The following is a 22,960-nucleotide window of genomic DNA, read 5'->3' on the forward strand; positions in this document are numbered from 1 at the left end:
TGCTGGAGCCGGGCTCGGGCTACTCGATGGGCTGGGTGATCGCGTTGTGTTCGTCGTTGATCAGGTGAAACGCGGATGCCAGGTCGTCGAGTGCGGTCTGCCAGAGTGATTCGGTGCCGTCGCCGTGCGGGTTGCCGCTGCTGAGCGAGAGCAGCACCTGGGCGGCCTCGGCGGCGCGGGCGGCGGCGTCGAGCAGCACCGGTGCCTGGTCGGAGGTGTCGCGTGGGGCCAGTGCGTCGATCCGGTTGTGTAGCCAGTGCGCGTCGAAATGGGCCTGTTCGGTGGCGTTTTCGCCGTCCAGCGCAGGTTGGGTGCTGGCCGCGGTCCAGCGGCGGGCCAGTTCGTTCTGATCCGGCGCGTTGGTGACCGCGCTGCGCAGTTCGCTGCTGAACACGCGTTGCAGCAGCGCCGCCAGCTTGGCGCGCTCGACCGCGGTGTCGTTGTGCGCGGGGGCATCGGTGTCACCCGGGTCGATATGCAGCACCGCGAGAATTGCCCTCAGTTGCGCGATCGTGGCCACTCAACCCCTGCCTTGTCATGACTCGCCGAGCCGCTCTCGGCTACCACCCGACCCCCGGTACCCCGAACGATTAACTAAATGATAGCCGCACGGTGTCATCGTGGCACCGCAAACGCCGCGCGAATCCCACGCTGGAACGTGCGGTCATGGATTGCTGCGCAACCGATCTCGCCGCGCGTACCTCGTTGAACACGAAACCATCACCCCCGCTGTTCCGGCTGGACTCGCGCGGCACGGGCAGAGTTGCGCCCGGAATGCCCAGTGTCACCGATCCCGCGCCGAATGATCCAGCGAACACGCTGGCCGGTGTGTGCCCATGCTGACCTCATTCCGAAACGTCGATGCCTACACATCTAAGTTCGGACTGGTGCCCCCTCTGGATTGTCGGCACGCCGAACCAATATCGGCGACCTCGCTCGGGGCGCGGTCGATCAGGGGTTGGGATAGGTCGCCGCGACCATGTCGAGCACGAGATCCTGGAGTAGTCGACGAGTCGTATGCGCCTGCGCGATCAACAGCTCCGACGACCCGCCTTCGGCCAGATCGACCAGCTGATTCATCGAATGACACACGGCAACCAGCCGTCGTACGGCTTGCCGCCGCTCACCACACGTGAGGTCGGTACGCATACCCACCCCATCGCGCCACGCCGCCCGACTGTTTCGCTCCGCCACGCCGACCGGATCCCGCCGCCGTAACGCCTTGGACGAGTTCGGTTTCCGCACCGGTCGGTCGCTGGGTGTGGTAGCGAAGGGTTATGTACCCCGAGCCGGGGGAAGTTCTGCACTTCTCCGAGGACCCGACCATCGACCGTTTCGTGCCGCATACCGCGCCGACCGCCCGGCAGCCCGAGGCCTATGTCTGGGCCGTGGACCGGGACCGAGCTCCCGACTACTGGTTCCCCCGAGCCTGCCCGCGCGCGATGGCCTGGGTCACCGCCGACACGACCGCCGCCGATCGCGCCGCCCTCATCGGACCCGGCGGGGGAGAACGCGTGCACGCCATCGAATACGGCTGGTTCGACCTGCTGCGCAGCGTCACGTTGTACGCGTACCGATTGCCGGCCGCACCCTTCCGTCCCTTCGGCGACCCAATTCCGCACGCTCACGTCGCAACGGTGCCCGTTGAGCCGCTCGCACCGCCGCACAAAGTCGGCGACCTACTGAAACTGCATGAGCACGCCGCGATTCAGCTGCGAATCCTGCCGAATCTCTGGGACTTCTGGGACGCCGCGACCGCCAGCTCGCTGGGTTTCAGCGGCATCCGTTTACGCGGTGCCCAGCCTCGCGCCTGAGCGCGGGTGCTAAGGCGTCAGATCCAGCAATGCTGTGCCGTTCGCGAAGTCTGTCGGGACCGAGCTGTGGTCGTGCACGATGAGCCACTGTCCGTCGCGTTTCTGGAAGCAGGCGGTCCAGCGGAGCCAGAGGTCGGCTTCCTGGCCGTTGCGCATCGTTCCCATCATGCGATTGAGGCTGCGGCTGAAGGCGACGCCGGTGCCGATGGTGATGGTGAGTTCGCGGATCTCGAACTCGATGGGGCCGGTGAAGTTGGCGAATGTCGCCTCCCACGGCCTGCGATACTCGTCCGTCCCGACGTACCGCAGCGGCGGCACGATATCGAACGACACCGTATCGGTCGCATGAATCGCCATTGCCGCGTCCACATCGCGATTCCGAAACGCCTCCACCCACCTATCGATCACGCCTCGGATGTCCGCGTCGTCTGTTGCTTCTGTTGTGCGGGTCATCGTCCACCTCGAACTTCCCTCACGTTCTGGAAATCTCACCCTGCCAGACCCCACCGACAGTTTTCACCGGCCAACATCTAGCCCGGTTTCCAGAAGGTGAGCTGGTCACGCGGGTGCACCGCCAGCCACTTCGCGAGGTCTGCATCGGAATGCAGTCCACCGTCGATGACAGCGCGATAGATATCGATGGACGGGCATCGTGGAATGGTCCCCGTCTGCATCAGCGATTTGAGTTCCAGAATCGTGCGCCGGATCTCCGGCGTCAGCGCGGCACGCAGGGGTGCTACCAGCTGTGCGGCACAGGGGCCAGGATGGTCGCGGCGCAGCATCCACATGTCGATCTTCCAGTCGGTGCCGTCGGTCGCGCGGTAGTCGAGTCGCCAGTACAGACCCTCGTCCGGATCGTTCAAGTGGTTGCCGAACCGTGCTTTGCGGACGTTGTCGAGCACGGCGCAGTCCCGCAGCACGGTGAAGCCGTCCTCGATACATGGTGCGTCGCAATAGATCTCGATATCGATATCGGGTGCCATCGCCAACTCGCAAGCCATCGCGCCGACAAGGATCGGCGTTCCGAAGGCTTGCCAGCGTTCGAAAAGCCGTAGCCGGGTGAGGATCTCGTGCGCTTGCCGGATCCGTTGCCGACTCTGCTCCAGAACATCAGGTGTGCTCGTCTCCGGACCCGGGTGGCTCATGCCGCCGACGATACTTTCGGTCGGTGGGCGATCCGATGCGACCGGGTATCAGCTGGGGTAGTACAGAACCGTGGCCGGTGTCAGTTCGCCACTGTGGCAGTAGGATTCGCTACCCAGTCAGGGATTGGGTGCCGAGGACAGTCAGTAGCGCGAGGCGTTCGGCGTCTTCGGTGCCCGGCTCGGCCGTGTAGATCATGATGCGTAGGTCGCTGCCTGCCACCGTTAGTACGTCACAGTCCATTGTCAGGGGACCTACTCGCGGATGATCGATCGTTTTCTGCGCGGCCTCGCGGCGGCTGACTGCGCCGGAGTCCCACAGTTCGGCGAATCGGGCGCTGTTGGTGCGCAGGTCTGCGATGAGCTTGCGTAGGCGTAGGTCGGCCGGATACTGGGCGGCGGCCGCGCGTAGGTCGGAGACCAGTGATATTTCGTGTGCGCGCGTGGCTTCGGGCGTGCGGCGGGAGGGGATGCCGGGGCCGACGAAATGTCGCCACACGCCGTTGCGGTTGTTGTCGTGTGGGCCGGGTGGTTCGCCCATCAACGCTGCGTACGGTTGGTTGAATTGCAGGAGCGTCCACGATGCGTCGTAGACGGCGACGGGAGTTCCGGTCAGTCTGTCCAGCACGCGTTGCACGCTCGAGGTGATGTAGGTGGGCACGGTGTCCGGGTCCGGCAGCGCCAAGCCGGCCAGCCGGAACAGGTGTGCGCGTTCGGTCGCGGACAACCGGAGGCCTCTGGCCAGTGCCTCGACCACCTGAGTCGAGGGGTTGGACGCGCGGCCTTGTTCGAGGCGGGTGATGTAGTCGACGGAAATTCCGGCCAACAGCGCCAATTCCTCTCGGCGCAGCCCCGGGGCGCGTCGGTGACCACCGGCGGGCAGCCCGGCGGCCTCGGGCGCGACCCGGTCGCGCCACCGACGCACTGCCTTCCCGAATTCCGCGGTCGCCATGGTGTCAAGTGTGCCCGCGTATCGGTCCGGCTGCCTGGTATCAGCAGTCCCAGGAAGAGCAGACGACTGGTTGGCGCCCTTGGCCGGCGCGAAGCTGAAGCCATGACAACGACACTGATCACCGGAGCGAACAAGGGACTCGGCTTCGAGACCGCCCGCCGACTCATCGCGGCAGGCCACACCGTCTATCTCGGCAGCAGGGACGCCGAACGCGGCAGGCGGGCCGCCGAACAGCTGGGTGCACGGGCGGTAGTCCTCGACGTCACCGACGACGCATCCGTCGCGGCCGCCGTGAAAACCATCGAGGCCGACGGCGGACTGGACGTGCTGATCAACAACGCGGCCATCTCCGGCCTCGAAGGACAGACCCGCGAGACCGACGAGATCGGCGCCGGTGCCGTGACCGCCGACATCATGCGGCCGATCTTCGACACCAACGTCTTCGGCGTGGTCCGCGTGACCCACGCCTTCCTCCCGCTGCTGCGCCGCTCCGCCGCGCCCGTTGTGGTGAACGTCAGCAGCGGCCTGGCCTCACTGACCCGCGTCACCACCCCCGGCACGCCGGCGTACCTCTACCCCGGCGTCGCCTACCCGACGTCGAAAGCCGCGGTCAACATGATCACCGTGCAGACCGCGAAAGCCTTCCCGGACATGCGAATCAACGCGGTAGAGCCCGGCTACACGGCGACAGACCTGAACGGGCACACGGGAACACAGACCGTCGAGGAGGGCGCGGAGATCATCGTCCGAATGGCCCAACTGAACCCCGACGGCCCCACCGGCGGCTACTTCGACGCCAACGGCGCCCTACCCTGGTAACCCGACCATCAACCGCAGCTCTCCACACTGACAGCAGAACTGAGAGCCCGATCATCGAGCTAGAACCCAGCCGTTCACCCTTCGCATAACCCGATCACTCCGTATACCAGGTGAGCGGGTCACACAATGGGTCAGCGGCCTCCAATTCGCCACGCGGGCAGCGGAATCCGCACCCTGTGCCGGGATCGCGCACCCGCATCAGGGCCCTGGAGCCGGGTGCAGGTCCCGAGAGAAGGTGCAGATCTGCGGTCGAACGGGTCAGCACCCCGCCACGAGTGCCCAGCACCCACCTCACCAAGCCGAAACCAGAATCTGCGCACTCTCTCGGGATCTGCACCGGCTTTAGGGCCCTATTCCGAGTGCAAATCCCGAGACAGAGTGCATATCTTGGACACACCGGGTCCGGGAGCACTTGGCGGGCCCGATCGACCACCGAAACCGCCGCCGACCGCCCTGCTCTTGCCCAAAGCGCTTGCGACGCAACCACAAGCCGATGACCACCTCAGGAACGCGACATCGCGCACCTGACGTACACCTAAAGTCGGGTACGGCACACGACGCGCCCAGCACTACTCACAGGAAAACGGGGATCGGTCTTCAGCTCATTGGGCTGCTTACCTTGGGAAGTCCTTAGGTGCCCTTCCCCGGATAGCCACACCCATCGAGTGCTCGGCATAAGCCACCACCAGAACTCGCGATCAGCCGTCCCCAATCGACAGCATACGGCTGAGCACCCCGCGACAGGCAGGCGATTATCGTTGCCACAGAGTCCAATCCGCTTGCCTGTCGCGTCCCCGCACAGCACTATTCCGGTATGCGATTCTCGATCAACATTCCGAACTTCGGCGACTTCGCCGACGCGAGGACGGTGGCGATGGCGGCCTCGGCGGCGGAAGAAGCAGGCTGGGACGCACTATTCATCTGGGACCACATAGTCCTCGACAAGAAAGAGCGGCAGGGCCAACCCTTCGGTGATCCGTGGATGCTGCTGACCGCCGCGGCGCTGGCCACCTCCCGTCTGAAGCTGGGCACGCTGGTTACCCCGGTCGCCAGGCGGCGGCCCGAACAACTCGCCCGCCAGGTGGCGACCTTGGACGCGCTGAGCGGTGGCCGGGTCATCTTCAGCGCGGGCCTCGGCGGCCCGATCGCCGACGAATTCGGCAGCTTCGGCGAACCGACCGACCCCGTCCTGCTGGCCGAGCGCCTCGACGAAGGCCTGGATCTGTTGCAGCGCTACTGGTCTGGCGAACGGGTCGACCACAACGGAAAGCACTACCAGGTCAACGACGTCACCCTGCTGCCCGCCGCGACCCAACGCCCCCGCCCACCCGTCTGGATCGCAGGCTTCTGGCCGCACCGCCGACCGATCCGCCGAGCCGCCCGCTGGGATGGCGTCGTCCCCCTGTTCAGCAACGGACACGGCAACCCGCCGCCCATCGACGAACTCCGCGACCTCATCACCTACGCCAACGAACACCGAAAAGACCAACAGGGCAACCACTTCGAGGTCGTAGTCGGCGGCATCAGCCCCGGCGACCCCGCCAAGGCCCGTGACCTCATCGCCCCCTTCGCCGACGCCGGCGCCACCTGGTGGGACGAACGCCAACTCATGACCACCGACGCCCTGCACCGCCTCGCCCCGGTGATGCGCCGCATCAACCAGGGCCCGCCCACCCTGTAGCGCGGTGCTCAGCCGAACCAGCGGGTGAGGGCGGTTTCGAGCGGTTGTTCGTCGGTGGCCGACCAGGCGATGTAACCGTCGGGCCGGATCAGGACGCTCGTGGAGTCACCGTCGGCCTTGGCGGTGACGTGGTCGACTCGATCGGACCAGCGCTCGATCGACCTGGGTGTGTCGTCGAGCGAGAGCAGCAGGCCGCGGCCGGAGTGCATCAGCTGGCTCATGCGGGTCGGACCGTCCGGCGTGGTCAGGTCGAGGTCGATCATGCGTGGGCCGAGCCCGGCGTACTGGGTGTCGAGACCCGACATCAGGCCTGAGACAAAGTAGTTGGCGTCGGGCAGCTGCAGCAGATCGGTGAACATGTCGCGGACCGCGGCGACACCCTCGTTCTGGTCGGAGTTCAGGATCACGCCCTGTGCGAGGGTAGTGCGCAGGACTCGCGCGGCGACCGGGTAGCGCTCGGTGTGATAGCTGTCGAGCAACCCCTCGGGTGCCCAACCATGCACTGCCGCAGCGAGTTTCCAGCCAAGATTGACGGCGTCCTGGATGCCGAGGTTCACGCCTTGGCCGCCGATCGGCAGGTGGATGTGGGCCGCGTCCCCGGCGAAGAACACCCGGCCCTCGCGATAGTGCTCGACCTGCCGGGCGGCGTTACTGAACCGGGAGGCCTCGCGCAACTCGCCCAGTCGCGTCTCGGGCCCGAATACCGCCTGCAGCGCCTCGTCGACTTCCGCTGCCGTGACGGGTGTTTGGCGATCCGGTCGTTCAGCGGCGAGCTTGCCGAAGATGAACCGGTACACGCCACCTTCGATCGGGTGCAGGACAGTGAAGAACCCGTTGCCGGACTTGAAGTACTGACTGAAATGTTCGGAAGTGGTTGGGACGGTATCGGATCGGGACGCGAGGGTCAGGTCCGCGACGGCCGAGGCCATCGTGCCCGCGGTTCCGGGGAACGGAACGCCCAGCAGTTTGCGAACCGTGCTGTGCCCACCATCGCACGCGACGAGATAGCTGCCCCGAATATCCCCGACCGTGACGCCGCCGGAGTCCTGTTCGATCGCCGACACCTCGAACTCGCGCAGCACCGGCACACCCTGGTCGATCAGTCGCTGTTCGAGGAAGGCTTCCAATCGAGTCTGTGGAATCGAGACCGGATACGGATGACGGGTCTGCCATGGCCGGCAGTCCAACTCGACCGGAAGGCCCGCGAAATGCCCGCCGAACTCGCCGCGGGGGATCGCACGGTCGAGCAGCGGATCAAGCATGCCGCGCAGGTCGAGCACCTCCGCGGTGCGCGGTTGCAGCCCGCCGGCCCGGGACTGCGCACTGCGCGTGCGCTGTTTTTCCAGCACTACCACCGGTACTCCGGCCAGCGTGAGCTCATTGGCCAGCATCAACCCCGTCGGCCCGGCCCCGGCCACGATCACTTCGGTCTGCATGTCATCCTCCAAAAGTAGACTTGGTGCAATAATACACTGGATCTACTAATGCGCTAGAGTGAAGACATGACCGAACCGACGGGGCTGCGCGAACGCAAGAAGATCCGTATCCGCGAGCAGATCGCGGCCACGGCGATGCGCATGTTCCTCGAATCCGGCTTCGACCAGGTCTCGATCACCGACATCGCGCGGGCGGCCGAGGTCTCCCGCCGCACCCTCTTCGCGTACTTCCCGACCAAGGAAGACCTTGTCCTGCAACGGTTCGCCGACCACGAAGACGAAGCGGCCAGAATCGTCCGCGCCCGGCAACCCGACCAGCCGCCGCTGGACGCGCTCCGAGAAGCCCACCTGGCGGCCCTGCGCCAGCGCGACCCGAACACCGGCCTGAACGACACCCCCGAGATCATTGCGTTCCTCGAATTGGTCAGGGGCACCGAAAGTTTGGCGGCCAGACTGAGCCGCTACTCCTCTCGTGGCGTAGCCGCCCTGGCTGATGCATTGCACGAGAACGGTTTCGACCCACTGACCGCCCGCCTCCTAGCCGCCCAGGTAACCGTCATCCAACGCGAACTCGCCGTCATGAACCACACCCACCTCGTCAAAGGCGAATCCGCCGCCGCCCGCTACCCGGCAGCCGTCCGAGCCACCAACCACGCCTTCGATCTACTGCGCGACGGAATCGCAGCCCTGTGATGCGGCCGTTTGCGTGGCACGCGCACCGGTAGTTCGACGATGTGCTGCGTCGTTGTGCTGGCGGCGCGGCGGTTCGACCCGGGGCGTGACTACGCGTTCATCGCGGTCAGCACGTTGCGTCGAATTCGGGATGGCGCGCGCCGACCCCGCCGGCATAAGAGCGCCCTTCGCCGCTGGCTATCCGGCGCATCGTGACCACCCTGCGAGATCGCCCGCCATCGTCGGCGCCGACTTGGATTACTGTGGCGGCGTGGGGTTCACCGAATACGCGCCAGGCGATGTTGTTCATTTTCCGGAGGGTCCGTTCAACGGGATCTGTGGGGTAGTGCGAGAGGTGTACGCGCGCCGTGGGAAGTTGCGTGTCGACTTCGCCGAGGGGACTGTCCACCGTGAAGGGAATGTGCTGCGGGAGCGTAGGCACACCCTGACTGTCGGGTACGACGAGGTCGAATTGCTCTGAGCTGCGGCGTCTGCCGCTGCGGTTGGTAGGTGTCCGTTTGGACCTCGTGATGGTCCGTATGGGTTCCACCGCGGTGGCTTCGGACTTCAGCGGGCCAGTAGGTACCGAGCTGAGGGTGGCTAGGGCGCGACGGCGTCTGACTCGTCCGCAACCGGCGGCGCCGACCGGGTGCGGCGTGCGCACGATTCAGCGCATCGAGACCGGTGTCTGTTCGCCGGAGCCGCAGCAGCGACGGGCGTTGTGCGCGGCTCTCGGTGTCGCTGTCCGAAAAGTCGGTCGCGGGATGCGGGGGTGGGTTGGTAGCGTGCGGGGGACCGTGAGAACGCGTGAGGAGGTGCGACCCATGAAGGCTGTATCCAGATGGGTGCTCCCCATCCGCTGCACGGTTGGCGACTGAGATAGGTGTTGCCGGGAGCGCCTGTACGTCAAGGCAATCCCGAAAGGGGACACCAATGCATTTCACTACAGAGACATCGTTGAACGGTGTAGTTGAACGCAATTTCACGTTGGGTCAGATCACCGGCGTGCTGTGGTCGCCCGCATCCGGCTCAGCTGGCGCACCCCTGATTTTGCTGGGTCACACCGGCGGCCTACACAAGAAAGCGCCCGGAATCTGCATCCGTGCACAGCATTACGTGAGCGCCTACGGGTTCACCGTCGCCGCCATCGATGCACCCGGCCACGGTGACCGGCCACGAAACGCCCAGGACCAACAGTGGGTCGCCGCCCTTCTGCAAGTCCGAGCGGCGGGCGAGCCGATCGGCCCGATCATCATCGACTACAACTCCTCACTGGCCGAGCGCGCCGTACCGGAATGGCAGGCAACCCTGGATGCCCTGCAAGCGCTGCCCGAGATCGGTGAACAGGCCCCGATCGGCTACGGCGGCATGACATTGGGCACCGCGACCGGCGTGATGCTGGCAGCAGCCGAATCACGGATCGCCGCAGCCAATTTCGGCACGGTCTTCGTCTACGAGGCCCTGACCGACGCGGCAAGCCGGATCACCATCCCGATCGAGTTCCTCCTCGCCTGGGACGACGAGGAAATCGACCGCCACGCCGGCCTCGCACTGTTCGACGCGTTCGCCTCGACGGAAAAGACAATGCACGCCAACCCCGGAAGACACAACCAAGTACCCGGATTCGAGGTCGACAGCTCGGCCAGGTTCTTCGCCCGGCATCTCGGCGCGGCCTGAGGTGGCGTCGGCGACCGGCTTCGCTGCGGCGGAAAGCCGCGATGATGTTCCGATGATGCCCGATTGCCGGAATGACCGGGCCAGCCGGGCTTTCGGCGGCGGTCGGCTTCGGTCGCCGACGCCGCGGTCAGGCGGTCCGTCGCGACGCGGCACCGGGTGCGCGTCGCAACGGCCGTCGCCGATATGCCAGCAGTGAAGCCACGCACAGGACAACGGTGACGATCTCCGCGCCCACACTCAACGCAGCCTGCGGCGCGGGTTGCCAACCGATCTCACTGAACCCGAAAAGCCCTGTGGTGCGGGACAATACGAACGCGCCCAACGCGCCGACAGCTAGTCCGGCCGCCGCGACCCGCAATGTCCACGGACCGGCGAGCACCAGCAGCGCGAGCGCGAACGAGGCGGCGGCCTGCAGCAGGAACGAGGGGCCGATGATATGGATGTAACGGTAGCCGCTGCCATAGAGGTCGGCGTGGAGGTAACCGCTGACTACGAGGCTCACGCTGATTCCAACGCGCGCGAACAGATCCGGCGATAAGAGACGTTCGGTCATTTCAGCGTCTGCTCCTTGATCGCCAACATCTGCTGGCCCTTCTGATACGTCACCTCACGGATTCCCAAGGCGTCGTGCAGCTTTCCCGCAGGCAGCGTCACCGGCTTCGGTGTGGGCCCGTCACCGGGTTTCGGCAGGGGATAGGCGGTGGTGGTGCCGCTGTAGAAGGTGATGTTGCCTTCGGTTTTCGTGAACAGCTGGTGCACATGACCGTTGAGGCAGGTCACCGAGGAGAACCGCCGCAGATAGCTCAGCGCCTCGGTGGCATCGTCGGTGCCCCAACCCCATTGGGGATACATCGCGAACAGCGGAATGTGACTGAAAACCACGATCGGTGTGTCGCTGGACAGTCCGGCGACATCTTTGCGCACGAAGTCCAGCTGATCCTGCCCCAGATGTCCGAGCGTCTGCAGATTCAGCGTATTCACCAGGGCGATCAGGTGGACGCCCGCGATGTCGAGGCTGTACCAGCCGTCCCCTCGGGTGCCTTTGCCGAACACCGAACGATACTTCTGACCCGCGTCATCGGTCGAATCATGTTCTCCCGGAACGGTGAACACGTGCGGCGTGTTCAGCCCCTGCATCATCTGCGCGACCTGATCGAACTGCTCGGGCGTGGCCAGGTGCGTGAGATCGCCGGTGTGGATGACGAAATCCGGCTGGTAGCCAAGCGAATTCACCTGGCCGATCGCCTCGGTGAAAGTATCGGTGACATTCGCATTGGCGGTGCCCTGGAAGCCGATGTGGCTGTCGCTGAGCTGGGCGAAGCGCAGCGTCGGGCGACCGTCCGCGACGGGCGGCGCGGCGCCCGCGACATGCGAGATCACCTCGCCGCCGATCACGGTCAGCCCGACCGCGGCCCCGAACCAGGCGCTGTGCCGCATGAGCTGACGCCGCGTCATCGCATGCGGGTCGCGCGGATCGGTGTGTTCGCTCATGGGGTGACCACCACCGTTGCCTTCATGAACGGATGGATCGAGCAGATATACGCGAAAGTGCCCGCCTTGGCGAAGGTGAACGTGTACGTCGCCCCCGCTCCCATCCCCGGCGAGTGGAAACTGCCGTCGGTGGCCGCCACAGTGTGCGGCTCCTCGTCGTGGTTCACCCAGGTGACTGTCGTGCCCGCCTTGACCGTGAGCGCCGACGGCGCGAAGGCGAAGTTGTCGATGTTCACGGCATTCGGCCCGGCCGGCGCCGCCGCCTGCGCCGGGGGAGTCATCGACATTCCAGGCATGCCGCCGGGCATGCCGCCACCCGGCTGCAAGCCGGGAGTCGCTGTGCCGGAAGCGAATACGGGAGTCGGCGCGGAGTTGGTCGCGCCCTGGCTCCCGCAGGCGCTCACGATCGCCATCATTACCGTTGCCGCGCCGACGACTATTGCTTGCCGTGGGATACGTCTCATCGATCCGGTCCTCCATCCGGTGGGGCGGCCCGCTGGTGCGGGTCCTCACCGATAGATAGCGACCGGGGTTACAACGACTCAGGCGGGTTCGGTCGGCGCGAATACCTCTATCGCGCCGTTGTTTTCCCGCACCTGCAGGTGCGGCAGCGGTGCGGGCGCGATCGGCAACTGATGGGCGAGCACCCGGCCGTCGGCGGCGAACGACGTCGAGTGGCATGGGCAACGGAGCTGAGCGGCGGGGGAGTCGAGCCACAACTTGCAGCCCTGATGAGTGCACACACCGGACACCGCTGTCACCATCCCGTTGACGCGGCGGACAAATCCGCTCAGGGTACCGACATCGAAATGAATGATGCCGCCCTCGGGGAACTCGGAGCTCGCCGCGACCGCATGCCAGGCGCCGTTGTTCGGCGTCAAAGTCTCTTGTGCCGCAGGCTCGTTCGGCTGCTGACGACCGACAACGGCATGATCGATCGCCGCACCGGCGGCCGCCGCTACCGCGGCTGCCGAGGTCCCGATCACTACCCGGCGGCGCGGCGTCGCTCCCGCTGCGGTGGGTTCGGTTGCCGCTCCATCGATTTCGGTAGCGAGCCGCCGGTGCAGATCGGCCAGGAATTCCTCACTGGGTGCCTGGCTGCCGAGACGTCCAGCCCGCAAGTCGATGGCCGTACGCATCTGCTCGGCTTCGTCGGCGTCGGGCCGGAATGATCGGGGGCTGTGCCCGGCCAGCAACTGCTCGACGTACCGTCGCACGTCCCGCCCGCTCACTCGACACCTCCCGCATTCGCCCGCGCAGCCATCTGTAACGCACGATGCTGCAACACTTTCGCATTCGCAACGCTGACACCCAACGTACTGGCCGCATCGCGCACCGACAGCCCTTGCAGGAACCGTAGTTCCAGGATCCGCCGGTAGCGATCCGGCAGTCGGTCCAGCACCGCCCGTGCCCGAGCCGTGGAGGTCGGGTTCGGCGGCTCGGGGTCGGGCCGATCATCGACGATATCGTCCTCGATCTGGGTGATTTCCCGACCCATGCGCGTCCGCCAGTACCCCGCGAGCACGGTGCGCGCGGTGGCCCGCAGGTAGGCCCGCACCTCGGCCACGCTCGCCGAAACGCGCAGCGGCTTCAGCGCGGCCATGAACACCTCGGCCGTCAAATCCTCGGCATCCGGCCGATTCCCGACCTTCGAGAACATCAGCGCGAACATCCAGGAGACGTTGTCCCGATACACGGCCTCCCAGTCGGAATAGCCAGTACCGGAGACCAACCGCAACTCCCGGCCCGATCCCGGTTCCGCCGGTGACGGCCCGGCTCCCGTTCGTCCCACCATGTCCACCTTCTGAGTGCGGTGTAACCACGCTCCCTACTAAGTACGGAACGGGGTTACACCGGCATCGGTTCAATGGATTCGGGCCGAACGACGACTGCGCCACCTGAAGCAGGTGGCGCAGTCGGTTGTGCACATTTTCAGTTTTACTCGGTCACAACCGATTACTTCGCGGCGTTCTCCCGCTTCGGCAACTTCCAGCCGGGTCGCGGGAAGTGACAGGTGTACCCGTCCGGGTACTTCAGCAGGTAGTCCTGATGCTCGGCCTCGGCCTGCCAGAACTCACTCGCCGGCGTCACCTCAGTGACCACCGGGCCGGGCCACAGGCCGGAGGCGTCCACGTCGGCGATGGTGTCCAGCGCGACCCGCTTCTGATCCTCGTCGAGGTAGAAGATCGCCGACCGGTAGCTGCTACCGATGTCGTTGCCCTGCCGGTCCTTGGTCGTCGGATCGTGGATCTGGAACAGGAACTCCAGCAGCGCGCGGTAGTCGGTCTGCGCCGGGTCGTAGGTAATCTCCACGGCCTCCGCATGGCCGGGATGGTTGCGGTAGGTGGGGTGATCGTTGCGCCCGCCGGTGTAGCCGACCCGCGTCGACACCACCCCGGGCTGCCTGCGAATCAAGTCCTCCATGCCCCAGAAACACCCACCGGCAAGAATGGCCTTTCGCGTGTCGGTCACGCATCCTCCTTTTTGAACAGAGTCCGGAACTGCCCGTATCCTTCGGCCTCGAGGTCGTCGAGGTGAATGAAGCGCAGCGCCGCCGAATTGATGCAATACCGCAGGCCACCTTCGGCGCGCGGCCCGTCGGTGAACACATGCCCGAGATGGCTGCCACCGTGCGCCGAACGCGCCTCGGTGCGAATCATCAGATGGCTGAAGTCTCGCTTCTCGACCACATTCGCGGCGTCGATCGGCTTGGTGAAACTCGGCCAGCCCGATCCGCTGTCGAACTTGTCGACCGAAGCGAACAACGGCTCACCCGACACCACATCGACGTAGATGCCCGGTTCGTGATTATCCCAGTACTCGCCTGTGAACGCCCGCTCGGTCCCGTTCTCCTGGGTGACGTGGTACTGCTCAGGTGACAGGGCGGCGACGGCCGCGGGATTCCTGTTGTATTCCTGTGCCACATGACCTCCTCATATCGGCCCCACGTATAACCCGAGCTCCGGGTGGGAAAGTCCCCGGTCGCGGCGACGTCACACTTCGGTCATCATTGTCCGCCACCTCAGTCTGCCGCGTCGGTAAAGGCGCCGTCCACCAGCACTGGAACGACCTTGCTCGCGTCGATTTCGATCGCGACGGCGACATCGTCGGCGAACCCGATACTCGCGAGTTCGCGGCCGGAGGCGCACTGGGTGATCAGCGAAGGAATATCGGCCGTCGCGTCATGGGTGGTCTTGGCCGCTGACGCCTCGGGCGACAGTGGTCCGGCCCCGTTCTCGGCCAGCGCCGAGATGATCGCGGCCGCGCCGAACCAGTCCTCGATCGCGGGCCGTAGTACGTCTTGACCCGGCCAGTGCTCGCCCGCGGCGATCACCGAGATCGGCTGGTCCGCGGTGCCCCAGCCTTGCTCGACGAGCCAGCGAGCGACTGCGGATGCGTTCCGCAGGCACGCCGCGATCACGGGCACTCCACTGACGGCGGCCGAGATGGCCGAGCCATTCGGCGACGGCAATACCAGGCGTGCCGGGGCGGGTGCTCGTCGAAGTGCCGCAGGGGAGAGCGACCACGGCTGCTGCTCGGACGCGGCTTTACGTCCGACAGCTAGTTGCGCGCCACGGCTTGCCGCGAATTCCGCCGGTGTCTCGTCTCGCGACGGATACGGAAAGACCCGGGTCCCCGCGTCGAGGGCAACCGACACCGATGTCGTGAACGACAGCACATCAATAACGACGACCGCCGCACTATCAGGCCCTAGAGCCCGCGCGCCCGCCAAACCCCAGTCGACGCGCACTCCTCACGGAAGTTGCTTGGACCACTCAGGAATCGTCGGCATCCCCGTTCCTCTCCAAAACTGACCGCCAATGGAAATGCCCCCGCCGAAGCGGGGGCATGGTTCCTGACCGTCAGAAGAAGTACGCGGTCCCCGACGAGCTGCCGGTCCCGTATCCCATGCTCCTCAGCCAATTCTTGAAGCCGATCAATGCGTTGCCCACCGGCCCCGGATCGCTGCACGAACCACCGACCGAGGAGAACGTGCACCCGTCGTCCGCTACCGCGGAGATGCCGACAGACTGGCCGCTCTCCGCGGTTGCTGTCCCCGAGCCGGCCAAGACACCGACAACCACCCCACCGGCCAATACCGCACTGCCGATCCCACGCTTCACACTGCTTTTCGATGTACTCATCCGTACGAAGCTACCGCACCGCAATGTGAAACCGGTTGCCCCGCAGCACCCCCCAACTCTGGGGGCTCGCGGTACTCGGCACTATCCCAGGCGGGCCGCGTTGATCACAACCGGCTCGGCAGGCAACCCGTCGAGTGGCCCGCGCTCGGTCGGCGTGATCCCCGCGGCAACCATCCGATCCAGCACGTCCATACCGCTCACGACCTGCCCGAGCACCGAATAGTTCGCCGGAATATGCGCGAACGAGTGGACGATGAAGAATTCGCTGCCGTTCGTGCCCGGCCCCTGATTGCCCATGGCGACGGTGCCGCGCTCATAGGTCTCGGTGCCGTCGACCTCATCGGGGAACTGGTAGCCGGGACCACCCTTCTCCACCTCGTAGATGTCGCCGCATTGCAGCACACCCAGCCGAGCGCTGTCGGTCAGCCGCCAGCACTGGCTCTGGTCGTAAAAGCGTTGCAGCACCAGGCTTGCCATGTTCTGCACGCCACACGGCGCGGCCCCGGCGCGGTTGAGCCGGATGGTCACCGGGCCGTAGTTGAACTGGAATGTCACGTCCATGGTGCCGACGGCCAGCGCGACCGGCGGCGGCGACACGACCGGTCGGGCCGCGGCGTTGTCCGGCGCGGTCGGCGTGACGGCGCACGACACCACGGGCGGACCGGCCGAGGCCGGCGCGGTACCCGCGACCAGCCCGGACAGCGATAGGACGGTGATGGCGAACGCGGCGCCCCAGCGTGGATTCATAGCGAGCAAACTATCCGATGGCACCGAAACGCGTTCGGCAAAGCCGCAATCCGGACACACATCGCTACCGGGCGGCGGTGATCAGTGCGCCGAGTCCGTCCGAGGCGAAGAGTGGCTGGGCCTCGGTTACCTGCTGGCCGTTGAGGAATACCGACGGGGTGGACTTGATGCCGCTCGCGAGCAGTTCTTTGGTCTTGGCCCGCAGGTACGGGTCGTATTTGCGGTCGGTAATGCACTGGGCCACTGCGGAATCGGCGTATCCGGCATCGCGGGCGAGCTCGATCAACCGGTCGTCGGGCAGGCCGTCGCCGCCTTCGGTGGGCTGCTGCTCGAACATCGTGGCCAGCCAGGCCTGGTACTTCGACGGGTCAGCCTCGGCGACGCAGTACGAGGCGTTGCCCGCGCGCGAGGAGTACTGGCTGGTCGACGCCCGGTCCAGGAACGAGATGACGTTGTATTCGACGACGGCCGCACCGCTGGTCGCGGCCTCCTCGAGCACCTTGGCGTTGGCCTTCTCGAATATCTGGCAGGCGGGACACTGCAGGTCGGCGACCACCCGGACGGTGACTTTCGCGCCGGGATCGCCGATCCGGATCGCGCCGTTGTCGGTGACGCCCGCGGGAGCCGCGGGGAGCTGGTTTGCCACCGGAACCTGGCTGGCGTTCTGAACCGGTCGCGGCGTGCCGATGACGTCCTTGGTGAGGTCGCGCGCCACGACGCCGACGCATACCGCCGCGACGAGCGCGAAGAGCACGCCGCCCGCCACCAGGCCGACCAGCACCTTACGGTTGTGCTGGGCGCGTTCCGACTCCGATGGGAGGGTCGACCAGCCACGCTGAGTGGTGTTCACCGTGTATTCCCCCGTGCTTCTCGCCAATTGAACTGTTTCGCTCCGTCACGATAGTGGTTGCCGGACGGATTTGTGGCGCTGACCGGGTCGAGTACGTGTCCAGTACCCGATGCCAACGCCCCGGACCGATATTCGCTTGCCCGCGACCCGAGCGGGAAAAGTAGGGTGGTCCGGTGATTCGCACAGCCGCGTTGGCCCACATCAGGGATCGTCGTCTGCTGCAGACGCGATCGATCGGCAAGGACATCTTCTACATGGCGGGCGGGAAGATCGATCCGGGCGAGACGCCCGAGGGCGCACTACATCGCGAGGTGCGCGAGGAACTCGGCGTCGGCGTCGTTTCCTGCGACGAGCTCGGTGTTTTCGAGGCGCAGGCGGTCGGCCACGCCGCAGGCACCCGGCTGCACATGACGTGCTTCACCGCCGAACTGGACGGTGAACCCGAGCCGACCAGTGAGATCGCCGAACTGCGTTACTTCACGGTGAGCGAGTACGCCGCGATGGACCACGTCGCGCCCGGCTCGATGCTGGTGTTCCGCAAGTTGCACGAGCTCGGGATCGTCGACTGGTAGGAAACGTCGCGCCTCGTTTCGAGCTGTGCGATGTTGAAATCGGAAGGGAGAGCACATGTCAGAGTTCGATCCGACAGCCATCCAGGTACTGGCCTGCGATATCTTCGGCACCACCGTGGACTGGTTCACCGGGGTCTCGGAGCAGGCCGCCGATGTATTCCGCACGGCCGGTGTCGATCTCGATGCCGAGGTCTTCGCCAACGAGTGGCGCGACATGTATGTGCCTGCCATGCAACGGGTTACGAACGGCGAGCGAGCGTGGGTCTACCTCGACATATTGCATCGGGAATCGCTCGACCAACTGCTGGACCGCCACGGCGCAGCCCTCGATGAAGCAGCCCGCAAACGCCTGGTCCGTGCCTGGCATCTGCTGCCCGCCTGGCCCGATTCCGTGGAAGGTCTTGCCCGCCTGAGTGATCGATACACGTTGGCCGCGGTGTCGAACGGCGGTTTCGCACTGCTCACCCGGCTGGTCAAGGCGGCGGGCCTGCCGTTCGACTGCATCCTGTCCGCCGAACTCGCGCAGGCCTACAAGCCCGAGCCTCAGGTGTATCGCACCGCGACCGGTCTGCTCGACGTCGAGCCCGCCCAGGTGCTGATGGTCGCGGCGCACGCCTGGGATATCTACGGTGCACACGGTGTTGGCATGCGCACCGCCTTCCTCGAGCGTCCGCTGGAGAAGGGCCCGGACGGCAAGGCCGACCGCGCCGCGGATACCCAGAGTGACCTGACCGTCACCAGCTTCACTGAACTCGCCGAAACACTGGGCTGCTGAATAGTTTTGGGAATGCCCGGCGCTTCGTGCCGCCGGGCAATCTCAACGACGTGTCAGAACAGCGACTGCGCGTCGGCGGCGATGAAGAAGCCGTGACCACCCTGATCGCACCTGACGCCGGCGGTCATCGAGGTGCACGCGATGCCGCGGACAATGAGGGTCTGGCCGTATCCGAGCACCTTGCCCCCGCCCCTGTTGCCTCCGTCGAGCGGCGGTCCGACGAAAATGCCCTGGCTCAGGCATCGGAACTGCCCTTTGCCGCCGATGACCTGTGCCGCCACCTCGCGGTTCGCGCGGGTACCGCAGTCGGGCAGCTCCGCGGGCACCACCGACGCGTGCGCCAATTGGCAACCCGTGCCGATGCCGTCGGCCTCGATGAACCCGCACAGGATGTTCCCGCTCGGCGACTGGAAGTAGTACTTGCCGTCACTTTGATAGTCGCGCGCGTCGACGGTCGCGTCGTCCCGAGACGGAAGCTTCGTGGTGGCCGAGCCGGCTGCAGTCTCCGGTGCCGCAGTCGAATTGCGCTGCGGCGGTGCCCCTTCCGTCGTCACTCCGGCGGAAACCGGAGGCGGGGCACTAGTTACAGAGGTCTTCCCGTCGTTCGAACACCCGGTCAAAGCACCTACCGCGGCAACAGCCGCGATCGCCGAAACAATTGCCCTCATGTCGTCTCCCAAGTCGATTCCGCCCCAACGATCTTGATATTCATCGATCGGGCCGACCGGTCTGTTACCTCGTCACAGACCCGCGTCCAAGGGGTATCGGGCGTCGAGCTCGGTTCGGTCGCCGACGCCGAAGTTCATGACGAGGTCGTCGGCGACCTGGATCAGCACGTCGCGTCCCTCGACCGTCGACGCCCAATCCATCGGCAGCGCGGAGATGCCGTGGACGGCACCGATGAGGTTGCCCGCCACCGCGCCGGTGGAATCGGAGTCGCCGGAGTGGTTCACCGACAGCAGCAGTGCCGCGCGCAGCTCGCCGGTCTTGGCCGCGTGCAGCGCGCAATACACCGCGATGGCCAGGCATTCTTCAGCGATCCAGCCCGCGCCGACGTGCTCGACCTGGTCGGCGGTCGGCGGGGCCTCGGCCAACTCGACCGCTCTGTGCAACGCGGCCACCGTCTCCGCGGCCGAGGGAAACCCCTCGAGCTGAGCGATCGTCTGCTGCACCGCGATCGGCAACTCGAGCCCGCTCACCACTCGATCGAGCATCGCCGCGAACGCGCCGGCCGCGAGGTATCCCGTCGGATGCCCGTGCGTCAACTGTGCGGCCCGCGCCGCCGTGACGAAGGCCTGATCAGGCCCCATTCCGGCCAGTCCGAACGGCGCGGATCGCATCACCGTCCCGCACCCTTTCGAGTGCGGATTCACCGGCCCGTTCTCCCCGAACGGCTCCGGCGCAACGTATCCCCGCGACTGCCGACTGAGTCCGGACATGCACGCAGTCCCTGGGGCCCGCGACGCATACAGAAACGGCAAACTAGCCAACCAGCCATCGCTGTGTGCGGCGGGCCTGCCGCCCTGCTGAGTCTGCAACCACCGCAGATAAGCCCGCCGCAATGCGGGCACCGGATCGGTCCCCGCCACCGACCGCAACAGCCCCTCGGCGGTGAACAACGTCATCTGCGTGTCATCAGTGATTTCCTGCGGTGCCCCGGCATTGTGCTGCGGCAAATACCCCGTCACCCCCTGCTCGCCATACCGCGCCTGAATCTGATCCAACTTCAAGAACTCGATGGGCCACCCCAGCGCGTCCCCAATCGCCCCGCCCACCAGGGATCCCCGTACCCGGTCGAATGTCATCGCGTAATCCACCATAAGACAACATCATTACCGATCCACCCCACCCGTGTCCCACCACTTCCCCCGGTCGCCAACCCCGCGCCACCTCGCAGTGCGATCCGGATTCACCATGTCGGTCAGCCGACTAGGAGGAACTGATGCAGGCAACGGTCAAGAGCCGACCTACACCAGTTCCCCCTCGATCAACCGTGTCGGTGGGTGGGGGCATAGTGGCGGGCATGGGGGTCTTGGATGAACCGTTTCCGGGGTCTTGGGCCAGGGCAGCGGGACTGGTCACGCGGTGGGAACTTCAGCACAACTTCGTGCGGGTGTTCCCCGATGTCTACCTGCGCAAAGGGCGCACGCTCGACGCGGAGAGCCGGGCCCGCGCCGCGGCACACTGGGCGAAAGGCACCGGCGTACTGATCGGATCCTCAGCGGCCGCTTTGCATGGCACCCGCTGGCTGGATCCGGACCAGCCTGCGGAGATCGCCCGAACCGAACACTGCAAGCCACCATGCGGAATTCGCGCTGTGCGCACCATCATTGCGCCAGCTGAATGCTGCGAGGTCGACGGGTTCCGGGTGACGACACCTGCTCGGACCGCGTTCGACCTCGGCCGGCAGTTGCCCCGCGACCAAGTCGTACCGATCCTGGACGCGCTGTGCGCAGCCACCGGACTGGATCCGCTGGAAGTCGCGAACCTGGCCCGCGAGCATCCCGGAATGCGCGGAGTGACTCACTTGTCGGCGATCCTCTCGCTGATCGATGGAGGCGCCGAATCGCCTCAGGAATCGCGCACCCGCCTCCTCCTGATCGACGACGGATTGCCCCGACCCGCTACCCAACTGGTGATCCGCGACGGCTGCGGCGGTTTCGTCGCCCGTGTCGATATGGGTTGGGAAGCATGGCGTGTAGCCGTCGAGTACGACGGCGCCCACCATTGGACCGACCCAACCCAGCGCACAAAGGACATCGACCGGATAGCAACCCTGGAATCACTGGGTTGGCGAGTGATCCGCGTCAACGCAACCCTGCTCCACCACCGCCCGCTCACAATCCTCGACCGAGTCCGCGCCGCTCTCCATGCCCACGGCTGGACGAATGATCAGGAGGAACTGGTGCAGGCAACAAGCGAGAGCCGACCTACACCAGTTCCTCGTGATCGCTTGTCCAACAGCGTTACTCGCGCAGCCTGTCGAAGGCCGCGTAGTTCTTTACCTCGATCGAGTCGTGTAGGCGCACGCCCTTGGTGTTGAGCTTGGCGGCGGCGCGACTCACCGGGGCGGGTAGTACGTTGATCAGGCGGACGGCGTTGACCATTGCCCACGTGTCGAAGCGGCGTGCGGGGACGAGGGTTTTCGCGGCGGTGTGTGCGAAGCTGCGGCTGCGGCGGACGTATTCGCCGATCTCGTGTTCGTATGCGGCGAAGGCGGCGGAATAGTCGCCGGCGTGCGCGGCGAGTTCGCCCGCGAGGATGTAGGCGCCCACCACGGCAATGCTGGTGCTGCCGCCGACGGCGGGGCCCGGGCAATACCCGGCGTCGCCGACCAAGGTGACCCGGCCACGGGACCAAGTATCCAATCGCAGTTGCGTGATGGAATCGAAGTAGAAGGACGGAGTGTGCTCCAGCTCGGCTAGTAGCCGGGAACCTCCCACGCCATGTCACGGAAGTGTTTGCGCAGCAACTCCTTCTGCTGTTCGGTGTCACGGTAGTGGTAGTCCAGCGGTTGCGGCGTGCGGAGAAAGAACCCTGCCCGCGCGTCGGACATGTGGGCGGCGCTGTAGACGCCCGCGACCCGGCCGACATCGACGGTCATCTCCATGACGCCGTCCAGCTCCAGGTAGTTGGGCACGGAGAAAATCGTCAGATACGCACCGAGCCACGTGGTGAACCCGGATTCCGGGCCGAACACCAACCGGCGGACGTTCGAGTGCAACCCGTCGGCGCCGACGATCACGTCGAAGCGCTGCGGCGTGCTGTGTTCGAAGGTGACCTCGCCGTCCTCGCCGATGGCGGTGATCGAGTCGTCGAAGAGGTAGGCGACATCGGAAGATGTTGTATTGTAGAGGATCTCGCTCAGATCGTCGCGCATGATCTCCACGTGATCGTCCGACACCGCAGTGAAGAGCTTGCGCAGATCCAACGTCACCGGCCTGCCAGTGGGTCGGCGGATCACGAGGGCGTCGGTCCCAGTGGCTTTGACCCGAATCTCGTCGACCACGCCCATCCGTTCCACGATCTGCATCGCGGGTCGGAACAGATCCACCGCATGCCCGCCGCCGGTCTTGCACGGCGCCGGTGTGCGTTCGACGACCGTGACGTCGAACCCATACCGGTTGAGCCAGTAGGCAAGCACCGGTCCGGCGATGCTGGCCCCGGAAACAAGGATGCGCATCGGT

General features: G+C 65.8%; 30 protein-coding genes and 1 pseudogene. 10 read left to right on the forward strand and 21 right to left on the reverse strand.

Features of this window, described 5'->3' with window-relative positions; genetic code table 11:
• Window positions 1-19: 19 nt before the first annotated feature.
• Window positions 20-520, reverse strand: a complete 501-nt coding sequence (locus ABZ942_RS20840) for a hypothetical protein (protein ID WP_357384303.1) — start codon at window positions 518-520, stop codon at window positions 20-22.
• A 431-nt stretch (window positions 521-951) separates the two neighbouring features.
• The gene (locus tag ABZ942_RS20845; protein ID WP_357384305.1) at window positions 952-1,149 is read right to left on the reverse strand and encodes a hypothetical protein; all 198 of its coding nucleotides are present in this window, start codon (window positions 1,147-1,149) and stop codon (window positions 952-954) included.
• Window positions 1,150-1,277: 128 nt separating this feature from the next.
• On the opposite strand from ABZ942_RS20845, the gene ABZ942_RS20850 reads away from it, so the two are divergent.
• Complete coding sequence (locus tag ABZ942_RS20850) at window positions 1,278-1,814, forward strand: DUF6886 family protein (protein ID WP_357384306.1); 537 nt, start codon at window positions 1,278-1,280, stop codon at window positions 1,812-1,814.
• Window positions 1,815-1,823: 9 nt separating this feature from the next.
• On the opposite strand, the gene ABZ942_RS20855 is transcribed toward ABZ942_RS20850, so the two are convergent.
• From ABZ942_RS20855 to ABZ942_RS20865, 3 genes are all read right to left on the reverse strand, one after another.
• Complete coding sequence (locus ABZ942_RS20855; protein WP_357384308.1) at window positions 1,824-2,267, reverse strand: nuclear transport factor 2 family protein; 444 nt, start codon at window positions 2,265-2,267, stop codon at window positions 1,824-1,826.
• A 77-nt stretch (window positions 2,268-2,344) separates the two neighbouring features.
• On the reverse strand, window positions 2,345-2,959 hold the full coding sequence (locus ABZ942_RS20860) for a hypothetical protein (RefSeq protein ID WP_357384310.1): 615 nt from the start codon (window positions 2,957-2,959) through the stop codon (window positions 2,345-2,347).
• A gap of 109 nt (window positions 2,960-3,068) precedes the next feature.
• Window positions 3,069-3,908 carry a helix-turn-helix transcriptional regulator gene (locus tag ABZ942_RS20865; RefSeq protein WP_357384312.1) on the reverse strand — a complete coding sequence of 280 codons (840 nt, stop codon included), beginning with the start codon at window positions 3,906-3,908 and terminating at the stop codon, window positions 3,069-3,071.
• Between the two features lie 102 nt (window positions 3,909-4,010).
• Between ABZ942_RS20865 and ABZ942_RS20870 the strand changes: the two genes are divergently transcribed.
• Window positions 4,011-4,727 carry an SDR family oxidoreductase gene (locus tag ABZ942_RS20870; protein ID WP_357384314.1) on the forward strand — a complete coding sequence of 239 codons (717 nt, stop codon included), beginning with the start codon at window positions 4,011-4,013 and terminating at the stop codon, window positions 4,725-4,727.
• Window positions 4,728-5,541: 814 nt separating this feature from the next.
• Window positions 5,542-6,408, forward strand: coding sequence for an LLM class flavin-dependent oxidoreductase (locus ABZ942_RS20875; RefSeq protein ID WP_357384316.1), 867 nt, complete (start codon window positions 5,542-5,544; stop codon window positions 6,406-6,408).
• 8 nt (window positions 6,409-6,416) lie between these two features.
• Here the strand turns inward: ABZ942_RS20875 and ABZ942_RS20880 are convergent, their stop codons facing one another.
• The gene (locus ABZ942_RS20880) at window positions 6,417-7,844 is read right to left on the reverse strand and encodes an FAD-dependent monooxygenase (RefSeq protein ID WP_357384318.1); all 1,428 of its coding nucleotides are present in this window, start codon (window positions 7,842-7,844) and stop codon (window positions 6,417-6,419) included.
• A 66-nt stretch (window positions 7,845-7,910) separates the two neighbouring features.
• On the opposite strand from ABZ942_RS20880, the gene ABZ942_RS20885 reads away from it, so the two are divergent.
• The 4 genes from ABZ942_RS20885 to ABZ942_RS20900 all read left to right on the forward strand — a co-directional run bounded on the left by ABZ942_RS20885 (window position 7,911) and on the right by ABZ942_RS20900 (window position 10,193).
• The gene (locus ABZ942_RS20885) at window positions 7,911-8,537 is read left to right on the forward strand and encodes a TetR family transcriptional regulator (RefSeq protein WP_357384320.1); all 627 of its coding nucleotides are present in this window, start codon (window positions 7,911-7,913) and stop codon (window positions 8,535-8,537) included.
• A gap of 250 nt (window positions 8,538-8,787) precedes the next feature.
• Complete coding sequence (locus ABZ942_RS20890) at window positions 8,788-8,997, forward strand: hypothetical protein (protein WP_357384322.1); 210 nt, start codon at window positions 8,788-8,790, stop codon at window positions 8,995-8,997.
• 58 nt (window positions 8,998-9,055) lie between these two features.
• The gene (locus ABZ942_RS20895; protein ID WP_357384577.1) at window positions 9,056-9,394 is read left to right on the forward strand and encodes a helix-turn-helix domain-containing protein; all 339 of its coding nucleotides are present in this window, start codon (window positions 9,056-9,058) and stop codon (window positions 9,392-9,394) included.
• Between the two features lie 55 nt (window positions 9,395-9,449).
• A complete protein-coding gene (locus ABZ942_RS20900; RefSeq protein ID WP_357384324.1) occupies window positions 9,450-10,193 on the forward strand; it encodes an alpha/beta hydrolase in 744 nt (247 codons plus the stop codon).
• Between the two features lie 127 nt (window positions 10,194-10,320).
• Here the strand turns inward: ABZ942_RS20900 and ABZ942_RS20905 are convergent, their stop codons facing one another.
• The 11 genes from ABZ942_RS20905 to ABZ942_RS20955 form a co-directional block, all read right to left on the reverse strand.
• Window positions 10,321-10,746, reverse strand: a complete 426-nt coding sequence (locus ABZ942_RS20905) for a hypothetical protein (RefSeq protein WP_357384326.1) — start codon at window positions 10,744-10,746, stop codon at window positions 10,321-10,323.
• Entirely contained in the window at window positions 10,743-11,684 is a 942-nt protein-coding gene (locus ABZ942_RS20910; protein ID WP_357384328.1) for a metallophosphoesterase, read from the reverse strand. The genes ABZ942_RS20905 and ABZ942_RS20910 overlap by 4 nt, the downstream gene beginning before the upstream one ends.
• Window positions 11,681-12,148 carry a cupredoxin family copper-binding protein gene (locus ABZ942_RS20915; RefSeq protein WP_357384330.1) on the reverse strand — a complete coding sequence of 156 codons (468 nt, stop codon included), beginning with the start codon at window positions 12,146-12,148 and terminating at the stop codon, window positions 11,681-11,683. The genes ABZ942_RS20910 and ABZ942_RS20915 overlap by 4 nt, the downstream gene beginning before the upstream one ends.
• A 78-nt stretch (window positions 12,149-12,226) precedes the next feature.
• On the reverse strand, window positions 12,227-12,916 hold the full coding sequence (locus tag ABZ942_RS20920) for a Rieske (2Fe-2S) protein (protein ID WP_357384332.1): 690 nt from the start codon (window positions 12,914-12,916) through the stop codon (window positions 12,227-12,229).
• Window positions 12,913-13,422 (reverse strand): RNA polymerase sigma factor, encoded by a 510-nt coding sequence (locus ABZ942_RS20925; RefSeq protein ID WP_357384579.1) that lies wholly within the window; start codon window positions 13,420-13,422, stop codon window positions 12,913-12,915. The genes ABZ942_RS20920 and ABZ942_RS20925 overlap by 4 nt, the downstream gene beginning before the upstream one ends.
• Window positions 13,423-13,640: 218 nt before the next feature.
• Window positions 13,641-14,156, reverse strand: a complete 516-nt coding sequence (gene msrA / locus ABZ942_RS20930; protein WP_357384334.1) for a peptide-methionine (S)-S-oxide reductase MsrA — start codon at window positions 14,154-14,156, stop codon at window positions 13,641-13,643.
• Entirely contained in the window at window positions 14,153-14,608 is a 456-nt protein-coding gene (gene msrB, locus ABZ942_RS20935; RefSeq protein WP_357384336.1) for a peptide-methionine (R)-S-oxide reductase MsrB, read from the reverse strand. The genes msrA and msrB overlap by 4 nt, the downstream gene beginning before the upstream one ends.
• A gap of 98 nt (window positions 14,609-14,706) precedes the next feature.
• The gene (locus tag ABZ942_RS20940; protein ID WP_357384338.1) at window positions 14,707-15,435 is read right to left on the reverse strand and encodes a 2-phosphosulfolactate phosphatase; all 729 of its coding nucleotides are present in this window, start codon (window positions 15,433-15,435) and stop codon (window positions 14,707-14,709) included.
• Between the two features lie 112 nt (window positions 15,436-15,547).
• The gene (locus ABZ942_RS20945; RefSeq protein ID WP_357384340.1) at window positions 15,548-15,829 is read right to left on the reverse strand and encodes a hypothetical protein; all 282 of its coding nucleotides are present in this window, start codon (window positions 15,827-15,829) and stop codon (window positions 15,548-15,550) included.
• 81 nt (window positions 15,830-15,910) lie between these two features.
• Window positions 15,911-16,576, reverse strand: coding sequence for a peptidylprolyl isomerase (locus ABZ942_RS20950; RefSeq protein WP_357384342.1), 666 nt, complete (start codon window positions 16,574-16,576; stop codon window positions 15,911-15,913).
• A gap of 64 nt (window positions 16,577-16,640) precedes the next feature.
• The gene (locus tag ABZ942_RS20955; protein WP_357384344.1) at window positions 16,641-17,426 is read right to left on the reverse strand and encodes a thioredoxin domain-containing protein; all 786 of its coding nucleotides are present in this window, start codon (window positions 17,424-17,426) and stop codon (window positions 16,641-16,643) included.
• A gap of 173 nt (window positions 17,427-17,599) precedes the next feature.
• Here ABZ942_RS20955 and ABZ942_RS20960 point away from each other — a divergent pair, with 173 nt between their 5' ends.
• Window positions 17,600-17,998, forward strand: coding sequence for an NUDIX domain-containing protein (locus tag ABZ942_RS20960; RefSeq protein WP_357384346.1), 399 nt, complete (start codon window positions 17,600-17,602; stop codon window positions 17,996-17,998).
• Between the two features lie 55 nt (window positions 17,999-18,053).
• Window positions 18,054-18,773 carry a haloacid dehalogenase type II gene (locus ABZ942_RS20965; protein WP_357384348.1) on the forward strand — a complete coding sequence of 240 codons (720 nt, stop codon included), beginning with the start codon at window positions 18,054-18,056 and terminating at the stop codon, window positions 18,771-18,773.
• Between the two features lie 53 nt (window positions 18,774-18,826).
• Here ABZ942_RS20965 and ABZ942_RS20970 read toward each other — a convergent pair whose 3' ends face one another.
• From ABZ942_RS20970 to ABZ942_RS20980, 3 genes are all read right to left on the reverse strand, one after another.
• Window positions 18,827-19,327, reverse strand: coding sequence for a hypothetical protein (locus tag ABZ942_RS20970; protein ID WP_357384350.1), 501 nt, complete (start codon window positions 19,325-19,327; stop codon window positions 18,827-18,829).
• 186 nt (window positions 19,328-19,513) lie between these two features.
• Window positions 19,514-20,548, reverse strand: coding sequence for an ADP-ribosylglycohydrolase family protein (locus ABZ942_RS20975; protein WP_357384352.1), 1,035 nt, complete (start codon window positions 20,546-20,548; stop codon window positions 19,514-19,516).
• A 443-nt stretch (window positions 20,549-20,991) separates the two neighbouring features.
• On the reverse strand, window positions 20,992-21,501 hold the full coding sequence (locus ABZ942_RS20980; RefSeq protein WP_357384589.1) for a hypothetical protein: 510 nt from the start codon (window positions 21,499-21,501) through the stop codon (window positions 20,992-20,994).
• On the opposite strand from ABZ942_RS20980, the gene ABZ942_RS20985 reads away from it, so the two are divergent.
• Window positions 21,451-21,816: a DUF559 domain-containing protein gene (locus tag ABZ942_RS20985; protein WP_357384581.1), complete on the forward strand. Its 366-nt coding sequence runs from the start codon at window positions 21,451-21,453 to the stop codon at window positions 21,814-21,816. The genes ABZ942_RS20980 and ABZ942_RS20985 overlap by 51 nt on opposite strands.
• On the opposite strand, the pseudogene ABZ942_RS20990 reads toward ABZ942_RS20985, so the two are convergent.
• Window positions 21,740-22,956 (reverse strand): annotated as a pseudogene (locus ABZ942_RS20990) (FAD-dependent monooxygenase). The gene ABZ942_RS20985 and the pseudogene ABZ942_RS20990 sit on opposite strands and share 77 nt — an antisense overlap.
• Between the last annotated feature and the right edge of the window lie 4 nt (window positions 22,957-22,960).

The sequence above is a fragment of the Nocardia sp. NPDC046473 genome (assembly GCF_040645995.1).
In the GTDB taxonomy this organism is placed as follows: Bacteria; Actinomycetota; Actinomycetes; order Mycobacteriales; family Mycobacteriaceae; genus Nocardia.